Genomic DNA, 13,409 nt, shown 5'->3' on the forward strand with positions numbered 1-13,409 from the left:
TACTAAACAGATGAGTAGGATATTGCTTAGCAGATGAAGCTAAAGTTAACGGTGTGTTAATGAAATGTCTGTAATGCGGAGATATTGAGAATAAAGAACATTGGATTAATATTGTTCATAAAGTTCACGGCAAGGTGAGGGTGCAGTTATTGTTAGAGACAGATGAAAAAGAGAGCCACTTGGGCTCTCTTTAACAGTTTGTAAATTATGACATAGTTAGCATTCTAAGCTTATGATGAGCTGGCTAGTGTTGAGCTTTTTAGCACTTCAGTCGCAGTCTCGAAGTCAAACTCTTCTAGCGAGCTTTCCAACCTCTTAAACTCAGAAGGTGTTAACCCGACTATGGCTCCGTCCTCAATGTTAAGAATAATGTTGAGTGCTTCGGTGTCATCATTGGATACCGCCTCTAATAATTGGCCGTATAGTTCAGTACTTGGCTGATTAGGCGAATCCTCGGGTTTTGCTTGCTGGTCACGTGTATTCTCGGTTGCGGTTGTTGTGTGGAAGATTGCGTTAGCTATCTCTTGGCTGAGTTCAATCGTGGTTTTGATGACCTTGTCTTTTAAATCGGTATCCGTGAGTTCGGATTCCAGCTTTTCACATAGACTATGCAAGTCGCTAGCCCCCAAGTTACCAGCGACACCTTTGAGTGTGTGTAAGTAACGCTGCTGAGCACTGCTTGATAGTTCGGCGGCTAAAGTTTCTTCGTCAGAGTAAGCTTCAAAAAATCGCTTTAGTAGTTTTAGGTATAGCTGGTGATTGTTGCTTGCCCTCATCAATCCCATGTTGGTATCAAGACCACCAATGACAGGCAACGCCTCGGGTTCTTTTTCTGCGTTGTTTTCTTCTTGTAGAGTATTGGTGGACTCTTGCAATGAAACATTGAACTGCACGGGGCTAGACGGTGAAACCCAATTTGCCAAGGTCGCGAACATAGAGCCGACATCAATCGGTTTTGCGATAATGTCACTCATCCCGCAGTTGAGTGCTTTCTCTTTATCTCGCTCCATTACGTTTGCTGTCATCGCAATGATTGGGGTTTGAGTGTCTTTTATCTCGTTGCGGATATGCTCAGTTGCTTCATATCCGTCCATGATTGGCATTTGGCAGTCCATCAAGATGCCATCGAAAGGGGTATCATCAGCAATGGCTTGTTGATAAAGATCGATGGCTTGTTGTCCATTTTCAGCAATGGTGACTTTAATCTGTTGGCCTTCTAACAGCTCTGTCGCGAGCTCTTGGTTTATCTCGTTGTCTTCAACCAACAAGATGTTAGCACCAGCCAGTTGTTGAACATTCGCAAGCTGATTCTGTTGTTCCAATTCGCTACGAGAGACGCGATCTGAATCAAGCCCATAAAGAGACACGATGGAGTCAAAGAGGTGAGAAGAGGTAATCGGCTTGTCTAAAATACTCGGGACCTCAAATCCTCTTTTGGTAATGGCTTCGGCTAATTCTTCTCGGCCATAAGCGGTTAGCATCATTATTTTCGGCTCTTTGCTCAGTGATAAGCCGAGATTGAGTGCTTCTAACAGATCAACACCGTCGCGTTTAGGCATTTTCCAATCCGATATAATCAGATCAAAGGGTTTATTGTTAGCATCTGCGGTGTGCAATTCCACTAACGCTTCATCAACAGAAGCACTTAACGTTGGAGTGAGTTTTAGAGATTCTAAAATATCGCCAACGATCAAGCGTGCACTAGAGTTGTCATCAACAACCAATACTTTCAAATGATTAATCGAAGCGGGAACCACCACTCGGTTTTGGGTTATTGAGTGACTAACGCGAGTTGCGATCGTAAATGAGAAGGTTGAGCCTTTACCAAGTTCCGTTGAAACGTGAATGTCTCCACCCATTAATTGGCTGAGCTCCTTACTGATCGCTAAGCCCAAGCCCGTACCACCATATTTCCGAGTGGTAGAGCTATCGGCTTGAGTGAACTTATTGAACAGTTTAGCGGCTTGCTCTTGTGTCATACCTATTCCGCTATCAGAGACAGCAAAATTCAGTTTTATGTCGTCACCATCTCTTTCTTGAACAGAGATAGAAATTTTGACTTCGCCTTTCTCTGTGAATTTAACGGCATTATTGCTGAGGTTAATCAAGATCTGGCCAAGCCTTAGCGGATCACCAACAAGATTGGTTGGCACATCTCGGTCTACTTGGATTAGAAGCTCTAAGCCACGCTCAGAAGCTCGTAGGCCAACCAAGTTAGTAATGTTGTCTAGTACGTTCTCGAGATGGAAATCGACGTTTTCTATGTCTAATTTACCCGCTTCGATTTTAGAGAAGTCGAGAATGTCATTGATTAGCCCAAGTAAGGTGTCTGAAGAGAGTTTCACTTTGTGGATGTAGTTACGTTGTGCCTTAGTTAAATCGGTTTTTAGTGCCAAATAGCTCATACCAATGATGGCGTTCATCGGTGTTCTGATTTCATGGCTCATGTTAGCTAAGAAATCGGATTTAGCATGATTGGCGGCATCAGCTTCGTCACGTGCAACGGCTAAGTTTGTTGCAAAGTGCTCAAGGGCTGAATGCGCTTTGTTGGCTAACAGGCCCATCAACAAAATGATCAAAAAGAATATTAAGCCACCAATGGCAAGGTGTGATGAGACGCTTGAAGAGTCTTTTACATTATCACTTTCCGCCATATAAGCATTCACAACTAAGTCATGCAGTTGAGTGAAATTAGCGTTCATCTCTTTCAATACTTGATGGCTAAGCAGTTGAGCTCTGGCTAGGTTAGAAAATTCGGCTTCATAAAATGTCACGTGTTGATCAAACGCGGTGATATTCATTTCAGGTGAGTATAACGTCAGAATGTCAGCCGCTGCGAGTGACACAGACTGCATTTCACCGATCAAAGTAAAGACTTGTTCTGATATCACCGATTGATCAGCAGATTTCGCTAACGAAAAATCACGATTGAGCTGCTCTGATTGGCTTAACAGCGTTTGAATAATCAGCAGATTTTCACCGATTGAAAGCTGAGATGAAAGGCGAGATTGAGCATGCCCTATCTGTTTGTTGAGGTCGGTTAATAAACCTTGTTGCTGTGAGTTAAGTATCGTTGAAGCGCGTGATAGCTCAATACCGCTGCGAGATACTTGCTTGGTGATTGATATTTTGAGTTGTACTGCAGAGCTAGACAAGCCTTGTAGCTGAACTAGGTTAGTGTAGTAGCGGTTCTGAGCTTGTTGGACAGTTTGTAGTAACTTCGTGCCTTGTGGGTCTGTGACCTCGTTTATCAGCTGAGTAATTAATGCTGATATCTTCTGGATTTCAATCTTGGTTAACGTATATGTTTGTGGCGAACCAGTCAGCAGAAATTCCTTTTCTAAGTTTTGAACTTTGGCACTGAGTGTTGTGAGCCCACCAATTTTCATTACTCTATCAGCTTGATCGTCACTTAATATTCTAAGTTGTTTAACGTCTTGGCTAACCGCATTGATCGTGTCTTTGTGAGCACTTTGCATTTCCGTAAGCAGATCAGTGGCCGCTAGCGATTTTTGGTTCATTCGATCACGAGCTTTCTCGCTCAACTCAATCAAGTCAGCGTATTTGATGAATTGATTTATATATCCAGTGAGCGATATTTCAGCGTGCGGGTTTTGGTTATGAGCAGCAAAGGCTTCGACCAACTCCTTTGACTGTTCTGCTTCTTTGTAGAAGAGTTGCGCAGATTGCGGTATACGCTCGTTACTAAAAGAGAGTTCGTGAACGCGAAGCTTGTCGAGGGAGGTAAGTAATTGAGTACTGACCGCGTAGTCTTCAATGCCGACGAAGCGATTGTTTAGGTTAAACCATGCGGCAACCGCCACCGAGAACAGCACTATGGTGGCAATAATAAAAGAGATGAGTATTTTTTTAGAATCAGATGCGAATCTGGAAACAGTATTCATAAAGTACCTGTATTTAAAAAGTACCAGCGAACTTAGTGGTCTTGTTCATCAGTAAAAGAGACCTTGATGGTTAACATCTCATCAAGCTTGCTAATGAAGATAGGAACTAAGTTAGGGTCAAAGTGAAGGCCAGCTTGTTCTTGTATTAGCTCAATCGCTTTTTCAATTGGCCAAGCTTCTTTGTACGGGCGCTCGCTAGTTAGGGCGTCGAATACGTCTGCAATTGCTACAATACGAGCACTTAGAGGAATGTCTTCGCCAGACAATTTATGAGGGTAGCCGCTGCCATCCCATTTCTCGTGGTGGTATAGGGCTATCTCTTGAGCGAGTTTCAGTAATTTGGAGTCGTTGTCTCCAATGATGTCTCCGCCAATGGTGACGTGTGTTTGCATGATTGCCCATTCATCTGCATCAAGCTTACCGGGTTTGCCTAATATGCGGTCGGGGATGCCAATTTTTCCAATGTCATGCATCGGTGCTGCTTGGAACAGCAGTTCAACCCATTCTTCACCCACGTCTAACTGCTGAGCAAGTATCTTTGAGTAGTAACTCATTCTAACGACGTGCATTCCGGTTTCATTGTCTTTGTATTCAGCGGCTCGGCCAAGCTTACGAATGATCTCAAGCCGGCTCATTTCGAGCGCTTCTGTTCTTTGTCGTACCTTGCGAGACAGTGCCAAGTTTTGGTCGTAGAGGGAGATTTGCGTGACAACACGAGCTTTCACAATTGGCGGGCTAACTGGTTTAGTGATGTAATCAACAGCACCTAGCTCAAAGCCCCTTTGTTCATCGACCATATCGGTTTTTGCGGTAACAAAAATTACAGGGATATTGGCGGTGACTGGATCATTTTTAAGTCGGCGACACACTTCATAACCATCCATTTCTGGCATCATTATATCGAGCAGGATCAGGTGTGGTTTTGGATGTGAAGAGGCAATCTTTAACGCTTTTTGACCTGATGTCGCAGCTTTAATTTTAAAGTCTTCATTGAGGATACCTGACAGGGTGTGGATATTATCCGGGATGTCATCAACAACCAAAATAATAGGTTTATCTGTCGCAATTTGATTCATTTTTGTCCCTAAAAGAGTTAAGCCAATGGCGATACACCACATAGTTAAAGCGTAGTGAGTTTTATTGGAAATGCATGGTTCTGAGGGGGAACTTTTGGTCTTGAAATCTAGAATGTAAAGTGCGGTTCCATATGTAATATGAATGAATATCTTATATGATTAACCATTGCATAACAAAGAATAACTTTATATATGGTGTAGTCTCGGGCTCATACTATTCTAGCTCCTACATTTCCTTAACAGCATGTGATACCTGCTAGGTAGACTTATGTATTGGAAGGACTGTTTTGAGCTACTTTTGTTATCAAATTGGTCAAAGTACTCTTCTAGTATCACTGCAAGAGCGAACCAGTCATCGAATTTGCCTAAGACTGAACTAGGTGTTGAATACCTTGGTGTATAGCTTTCAAAACGTAGCTCGGAACGTATAGTTCCGTTCTTTATGACAGAGCCGAAGTCAATTAAATGCACTTGCCCTTGAGGAGTCAATACGATGTTAGATGGTTTAATGTCACCATGAACGAAACCAAGTTTGTGGACTTGATGAATCGAGCGCTCTAGCAAGGTAATCCAGTTGGCAGGGAAGTTGTTTGACTTAGAAGGCTCGGTTTTGATTTGTAATAGTGTTATCCCACAAATGTGGGAAAGGACTAGATAGTCACTCTGCTGGTTAGAGAAATAATCGCAATATTCTGGCCAGAGAGTACTGGAATTGGAATAGAGAAATTCTGCTTCTTGTTTTAGAAAGTGACGGTGCTTTAATGTTTGAGCATATTTTATAGTAACCAAGCCCCAGTTAGGGTGCTTGGCTTGAAACGCACGTGTACTTAAACGAAAAAGATTAGTGTAGCCACGGTTAGTTAACTCCTGCTTGAGCTTTGCGTCGTCCGAAAATTCTCCCTTCAAAGCAACTTTGCCAGAGTGTTAAAACTAAAGGAAGAGCAACTTATTGACAGAGAATTCTTGTCATAAGATGGAGCTCGCCTCGATGTACAAAGCGAGCTGCTTAAGGGGACTTTACTAAATATCACTTGGTAACGAGAATCCAGAGAAGAAGCCGGGAACAAACGGGTTCGACTGACCCTGAGTTTTGATGGTCAGTTTTACTTTACTGTCACCATACACAAACTCAACTTGTGTATCTTGAGCGGATGAAAAACTCACGTTTGGACCGAATAAGCGGAACCAACTCCATGTACCTTTGACTGTACTTTGGCCAATTGTGGAGTCTTGTGTGTTCAACTGGACTCCTAGTTTCTCGATAAACTCGGAGTCTCCTTGCCAGGATTGTTGACTCCATAAGGTCGGCCCGTGACGGTAAGTGAAGATCGGTTTGTCCGAAATGATTGAAAACTCGGTAATGTTTGGTGTCATATCAACAGCTTTTACTTGGAAATCGATCTGAATGTTTGATGGATCAGCTAGGAAAAGAGCGTTTTTGATATCAGAAGCTTTGTCCATCATTGTCCATACATCTGGCGTGATAGATAGCGCAGTACCAGGTAACAGCCCAGGTAAGTAAGGTGCTTCTTCGTTGTTTTTAACGAATCCATTGAGGCGATTTTGAGAGAACTTATCAACTATACCGTTTGTGACGAAGAAGGCCTTGAGATCAGCAACGCTCGCATCCAGTTTGGACTGTCGGTTGAATGGATAAAAAGACGCTAATCGTTGTTGGTATGGTTGATAAACTTCGTTTGACCATGCTGTATTAAGGTGGTCATGAGCCAGCGACATCACCATTTCATTACTTTGATGCACAATCTTACTTATCACTTCTTCAGCTACAGCTAAATGATCGTTTGATAAGTTCGATAATGATGCAATAGGGTTACCAGCTTGCAAAGTCACAGACAAAGTATCGAAGGCTACCTTTTGAGGTTCTTTGGTTTCGTAAAACTTGTCTGCCCATTTATTTGCGTTAATAACCGCATTCAGCAGATTGTCTATTGGCTTCTTCCCTTGATCGTTGGCAGAGACCTGTTTTTTGTATGCTTGAAAGCTTACAGTTATCTGGCGTGCAGATTCTTTTTTATCTTGGTCTTGAATTGGTATGGTCGCAGGGTCTTGCGATTTACCCTCGTTATCCGGTATTTCGAGTTCCACATAGGTGTACTTAGCGACGGTTGAGTACAGGCTGACCAGTGGGTTACTGTCTGCACTTGATAGGCTAGCGAATGCTTTTTTTAGTTGTTCAGGATCCGCTATTTCATTGACTTTTACATTGCTAATGAGATCTCGCCAATAATTTATGTAGTCATTTTGATAAGTTTGCTTTAGTTCACGGCTGATTCTGTGCATTTCGAGTGCACTCGGATAGGCCCCTGCAACCCCTTCATATGATTGTAAGGCTGCTTTTAGAGTCGGTGAGTTGACGGATAAATCGAGCTCATTAAACCCCGTTGGTGTATAGATATATGGAACCAAGTAGCCCACATAACTTGTTGGGAATTGCAGAACTGAACCCCAATTATCGCCTAAATCACTTCGAATATCGACGCGCTTTGAGTAGGTTTCTGAACTTTGAATGTGTTCATACAATAGAGTTCCGATACCTGTTTGAGTGATGACTTTCTTCGCTAGGTTCTCTAAATCGTGATTTGATTTCATTGGTGTTAGGTTGCGCGCGAAGATGTCATTCAGTAGCACCTCTAATTGAGCAATATTGACACTATCTGCTTCACCTTGATCTTGGAATGTACGCATGTAGTAGTTTTTAAGCTCATGAAGGTTAGTCCTATTTTTACTAAACAATAAACGGTAGTTATTCAGTAAAGCTAGAGTCTGAGATTGATCTTCGAGATTAACGTACACAAATAGGTCTTTCTCTAGGGTATTTTCCATAGAAGGAATCAGTACTTTCTGTAGCGCTGCAAAATATGCTTCTTCGACCTCTCTTTTGATACTAGAGTTTGGCATAAATGGCAGCGTATACCATGGCTCAGGCTCATTATAGAGGTTATAAATTCGCTGTAATGAAAACAGATTAGGTATGTTTTCAGCCATGTTTTCGATGTCGTAAGGAGATGCTGATATCGCTTCTTTATAGCGCTCAAGCATTACATCGGCTTCAGTTTCTCGTTGATTCTGGAAATCAAAGTCAAACTTAATCACAAGTAATACGGCGGTTAGTAAGCTAGCCCAAGATAATGTGAAAATCACTTGGTTAACTAACAATGCGTTTTCTTTACGCTTGTTTACCCCAACCAGTTCGTGTTCGGATAAAATCACGTGTGTCATAAGGTATTGAGCAAAAAGGGTCTGGTTAACCGGGATCTGCTCATTGTGTTGATAATGCTCATGACCTACCGAATAAGATACAGTGCTCGCCAACAAGTCAGACTGAGCTGAACTTTGACCATCATGAGTAAAGTAAAATCCGCGGAATTGAAGAGCATCACTAAGCTGCTCTCCACGGTACAAGCGGTTTAGGAACAACCAAAGGTTTTGTTTCAATAATCCAAACTGGAAAGGGGCGCTAGCAATTGAGTTTCGATAATCCTGGTTGAGTTGACCTGCAAGGGCGTTGCTCATGTTGGCTATCAACTCACTGATTAAATGATCGTATTCATCATTAAACCAGTCTGCGTCGATACCACCGTGTTTAGAATAAGGAGCCGTGGCACCGAATACTTCGTCTCTTTTTGATTCGTCAAATGCTGAGAAAAACTGACAAAAATCGCTGATGCTACCCATGTTAGAGATAACGTTATAAATAGGTAAACTGACCCCAAAAGCCTGATTAAACGTTTTTATTGTCGATTTTAGTTCGTCAGCTTTTTGTGTTATTTGTTCATTATTTTCCAACAATGAAGCTACGTCAGTCGTGAGCAATAAACCATTCGCGGCCTGCCTCGGGCGCCATGCTGTTAGGGACTGACAGAGTGTTTTTAGGTATTCTGGTTGTTGATCTTCGCCAGTGCTTACCGAAACTAAAATAGAATGTTCGCTGACCCAAAATAGAATTGGGAATTCAATATCACTACCAAAATGGTCGAGCTTATATGACTCATAACCCATTTGAGTGATGATACTTTTGTCTTTATTCGGATTTTGACTCAATAGTAGGTAGATTGGCAGGTCGTAACGACTTGTTAAGCGAGCTTTTGGTCGTTGCTTGCTGACCATACGTTTGAAATGGTATGCCAGTTGCTTTTGTCTTTTCTGAATCAGCGATTTGTCGAATGACTCTTTTTGTGATGGTTCACTACGGTTGATAAGAACCCAGTAACATACTAAGCCTACAAGTGTAGATATAATTGCGGTAGTAGCTAAAGCCCACGTCAAATATGCGTTGAGAGGTGTTAGTAGAATTATGCTAGAGACGACGGTAAAAAGGGCAAAAGCTACTAGGATCGAGATACCTACTGTTTTTTTTGTATTGCCCGATTTGTTTGATTTAGTTTTCGGCATAATCAGTTTGATTCTTCCTTGTTTAAGTCAGGCGCAGAAGTACGAACAATAATGGCGTTTATTTGGTCGTTTTCTACGTACCATTCTTTGGTACTTCTTGCTTCTTCTTTTGTGTTTGCTCTTAATATCACTCGGTAATATTTTTCATAAGGAGAAGAAATAGGCTGATAAACTGACGGTGACAGGTTATCAATAAAATCGTCAGCGCTTTGCTTGCTGGAGAAAGTCGCAAGTTGCACCAACCAATGTGATGAACTTGGTGTTAACTTGTTGCTTTGCAACACTTCTACAGCATCAACTTTACTTGCGTAACGAGGAGGGGTTGCTAAGTCTTTATCTTCGCTTATAAAGACAATATCTTTTACTTCGCCGGATACGATGTAACGCTGACTGAAATTAGGCAAATACGTAAAGTCACGAGCTCGTTGAGCGTGGGTGTTCGTATACCAGAAATCGGTTAAGCCAATGCTCGTTGCGATTAAACAAAAGAAGAAGAGGCTAGTGATTAAGTAACGTTTACGCCTTGTTGGCTTCCTTACTTCTGGGAGCTTCACCTTGATGCGGCAGTAAACGCCACTAGTATTGCGATATTGGCTGATAGTTTGTTCTAACTGATAGGTGAATGCTTTCAATTGGTCAGCGTTACCTTCACGATATTGGCCTTTGAATCCAATATTGATGAAGAGGTAAATTATCTCTAGAAGGTCAATCAGTTTGTGAGGCTGTCGTGCTGCTTTTTCTGCAACAGAGAAAAACAACTCACCACCATTGCGCATGCCGAAGAGCTCGCTAAGCAGTGTTTTGTTTTCCCAACCGTTTTTTTCTCCCCACTCGGAGTAGATGATGAACTCATCAATGACCACTGCATACAAAAAGCAGAGTTTATCGATAACAGCAATAGGGTAAGTAAGCTCGGTTGCTTGAGCTTTTATGTCGTTTATACCCTGTATAAACTGTTCCCTAAAAATCGTTAAATCTTCAGGTTCAGATAAGGTTGAGAGCTTGAGCGTTTTGGTTAGTAAATCACTACTGATATTGAATAATTGATTCTCTGCCTTATCAAAGTGTCGCAGAAACTCTTCTTGGGCGCTGGTAGAATGTACAGCGATCAATTTAGAGGCTACCTGATCAGTTTCGGTATCCTTAGAGCCTTTTGGCGCTTTGTCGATGATGAGTGTTTCTTCATCTAAATAATCCATAACCATTATCTCAACGCATATAAAACGACTTCAAGGGTTGGTATACGAGCATCGACATGCAACGCGATGGCATCACGAGTATCGAGCATATCTAACCAGTTTCTATCTTTGGTATCGACTTCAAAGTAAGCTACACCTTGCATTGGTTTGAGCTCACTTGGCGCAATTGGTAAGGGTTTCAAAGAGATACCTGACAGAGAGCTTCTTACTAATTCGACAATTTTATTATTACTGCTTAGCTTAGCGGAAATAGGAAATAGCTCATTGAGCTCAGTGCTACTGATATCAGATTTAACGCTTAGAACGAAACGTCGGTTATAGACGCTACTAGGATCTTTGATCAACGTACGCAGTAACCTACGCTTTTCAAACAGTGATATATCCCATTTGAATTCAATAACAGAGTCTTGTTGAACCAATGTTAGCAAGTTTCTAAGACTAGAAAACAGCGGGTTAAAGTTGTCGTATAATTTGTCATACTTTAAGGGCGGGCATGCATCAGGAATAGCAGGTGTTAGTGCCATGACCTGAGCCTCAAACTGCTTCAATTTAGAATATAATTCGTGAGTCGGGTATTTGGTGTTGCTGATGGTCAATTCGAACCACGGTAACCATGAACTCAGTGTTTGAAGCCATAAAAAGTCTTGCATCATAGATTGTGGACTTTTTTGATCTTGTCCGGCTTCAAGACGTTTCAGAAGGTTTTGAGCTCGGTTACTGACGAGTGCGTGAATCTCTTTAACTCGCTCGACTAGCAGAGTTGAAGCTCCGTAATGTAGACATGCGGGAATAAAAGATCTGTCATAGATCACTTCGTCTGAATCACTGATTTCTAATATCTTAGCAACAGGAATCAGAGTAAAACCAGATGTGTCTTCGCCGGCGAATTTTAGCCCGATATTTAGCTGTGCGACATCGACTTCAACGGTAGAGTTTTCAGATGTTGATGTGTCAAATACATTGATTGATTGGGTGATATAGCGACTTTGTTCCTGCCCATCTTCACAATAATCATTGTTACCTTGTAAAGAAATCGGTAATGCGAGGTAAACGATGGTCTCTATGGTGCCTTGAGGTATATCGACAACGATTTCTTGCTTAAGGTTGAACTGAGTTCCATCGGGAAATACACCGGAGCAGCTCGGTATAGACAGTTTACCAATCTTCAATAGATCGTGATTAAGTACTAATTCGGTGATGCCATAAAAAGGAGAGAAACCAGCTAATGTCTCTATATTCTGACGAATGTAGTTCTGCACATAGCGATCTTGTTGCTGAAAGTGCTGAGGTGCTATAAACATTCCTTCTTGCCACACTACTTTTTTGAAAGCGTCCACGTAATGTCCTTTTCTATTATTTTATATATTGGCTTGTGCATTTAAAGATTTACCACCAGCCGGAGTCGGGCTGTATTGCGGCTAACTCCGCTTTCTTACCAGTAATCGTTAACTCTAAAGTTTGCTCTGGATCTGCTGGCATCATTAAAACAGTTTTCGCTGTGCTGTTTTGGTAATCGGCGAATTCAATCAATGCGGCAATATATTGAGTGTTCTTGTTAATATCTAACGTCAGTTGTTGCTCTGAGTTGGGCAGCACAATAGGTAATACTTGTTTTGATACTAAGTTTGCAGCCAACAACTGTAGATCATTATTGTACAAATCAATAAAAGGCAATTGTTTAAACAGTTGCTGATCTGTGAGTTGGTAAAGCCTAACTACAACAGGGTTGGCTTGAGCATCATTGTATTGGTTGACCGTCGTATCCGCTTTAACTGTCAGTGAGTATTGGGTAACAGCAGGGGCGGAGTCTGACGATGAGCACGCCGTTATCATTAAACAAAGAGACAATAGCATTAAACGTTTCATTCTTGCCTCTCACTTTGCTTTTGCATATTTTCCATAAATAGTGCTTTGAACTGACGTCTGAAGTCCCCATTGTCTTGACGGTGTTGGAAGTGCTTTCGATAGATCTTCCAATATTTTTTATCCTTGTTGGAAAAAATGCCGTCACTCACGTATTCGCTAAACTGGTTTTCAAGTTGCTTAGGTGCAAATTCGTTTAGAAACTGGTCTACCGTTTGTTCCAATGCCTCAAAAAGAGCTTTTTGTTGTAGCTGTGGGTTCTGTAAGTATTGTTGGTTTTTTTCCGTCAGTGTGATGAGTTTGTCTATCGACTCTTCAATTCGTGTGTTGTTCTCGGTATTGACAGGAAAATATTCCAACTCAGCAGAGGGCAGGGAGCCACCTCTGTTGTGAACGACTTCGTCTACTTCAATGTTGGGAACGACTTTATCGCTATCTAAATCTTCAAAGGGGTCTGACGAGAATGGGTCGTCACTCAGAACATTCGTTGAAGAGAAGTTTGAGGCTTTCTTAACTATCGTGACTTCAGGCGTAGTATCCAAAAAGTCTGTGTCATTGTCGTCAAGCTTTAAGTTGAAAGGTTCTATAAAAAGATCATCCTGATTGGTGTTATTCGTAGCGTCCACTTTAGGTGCGCTTAACAGGCTAACTAACAGTGTGTAGTGACCTAATTTTATAATATCGCCATCGGAAAGTATGTATTCTTTCTCTTTTATCAATGATTTATCGTTTAACGTGGCACCATTATTACTAACGTCTTTGATGGTGTATCCGCGTTCAGTCGGGTAGATCTGGCAGTGAGTTCTTGAGACCCATTTGGTTTGGTCAGGTAGCGCAATATCACATGATGGCGAACGACCTAAGCTTCCGCCATTTTCAGACAGGTAAACGACTCTAGAGGTAACGACCTCTTCAGCAGGTATAGAAATCATGTGGACACTGATAGACAATGG

At 41.8% G+C, this 13,409-nt stretch carries 8 protein-coding genes; all 8 read right to left on the minus strand.

Going from position 1 to position 13,409, the window contains the following annotated elements; genetic code table 11:
* Positions 1 to 230: 230 nt before the first annotated feature.
* The 8 genes from Q5H80_RS06195 to Q5H80_RS06230 all read right to left on the minus strand — a co-directional run bounded on the left by Q5H80_RS06195 (position 231) and on the right by Q5H80_RS06230 (position 13,406).
* On the minus strand, positions 231 to 3,905 hold the full coding sequence (locus Q5H80_RS06195; protein ID WP_304569252.1) for a response regulator: 3,675 nt from the start codon (positions 3,903 to 3,905) through the stop codon (positions 231 to 233).
* A 32-nt stretch (positions 3,906 to 3,937) separates the two neighbouring features.
* A complete protein-coding gene (locus tag Q5H80_RS06200) occupies positions 3,938 to 4,981 on the minus strand; it encodes a two-component system response regulator (protein ID WP_304569253.1) in 1,044 nt (347 codons plus the stop codon).
* Positions 4,982 to 5,200: 219 nt separating this feature from the next.
* A complete protein-coding gene (locus Q5H80_RS06205; RefSeq protein WP_369809709.1) occupies positions 5,201 to 5,887 on the minus strand; it encodes an AarF/UbiB family protein in 687 nt (228 codons plus the stop codon).
* Between the two features lie 114 nt (positions 5,888 to 6,001).
* On the minus strand, positions 6,002 to 9,394 hold the full coding sequence (tssM, locus tag Q5H80_RS06210; RefSeq protein ID WP_304569254.1) for a type VI secretion system membrane subunit TssM: 3,393 nt from the start codon (positions 9,392 to 9,394) through the stop codon (positions 6,002 to 6,004).
* A gap of 2 nt (positions 9,395 to 9,396) precedes the next feature.
* On the minus strand, positions 9,397 to 10,599 hold the full coding sequence (gene icmH / locus Q5H80_RS06215; protein WP_304569255.1) for a type IVB secretion system protein IcmH/DotU: 1,203 nt from the start codon (positions 10,597 to 10,599) through the stop codon (positions 9,397 to 9,399).
* A complete protein-coding gene (gene tssK, locus Q5H80_RS06220; RefSeq protein WP_304569256.1) occupies positions 10,599 to 11,930 on the minus strand; it encodes a type VI secretion system baseplate subunit TssK in 1,332 nt (443 codons plus the stop codon). Before tssK ends, icmH begins: the two co-directional genes overlap by 1 nt.
* Positions 11,931 to 11,979: 49 nt before the next feature.
* Entirely contained in the window at positions 11,980 to 12,459 is a 480-nt protein-coding gene (gene tssJ / locus Q5H80_RS06225; RefSeq protein WP_304569257.1) for a type VI secretion system lipoprotein TssJ, read from the minus strand.
* The gene (locus Q5H80_RS06230; protein WP_304569258.1) at positions 12,456 to 13,406 is read right to left on the minus strand and encodes a type VI secretion system-associated FHA domain protein; all 951 of its coding nucleotides are present in this window, start codon (positions 13,404 to 13,406) and stop codon (positions 12,456 to 12,458) included. Before Q5H80_RS06230 ends, tssJ begins: the two co-directional genes overlap by 4 nt.
* Positions 13,407 to 13,409 lie beyond the last annotated feature (3 nt).

The organism is Vibrio sp. SNU_ST1 (genome assembly GCF_030563405.1).
In the GTDB taxonomy this organism is placed as follows: Bacteria; Pseudomonadota; Gammaproteobacteria; order Enterobacterales; family Vibrionaceae; genus Vibrio.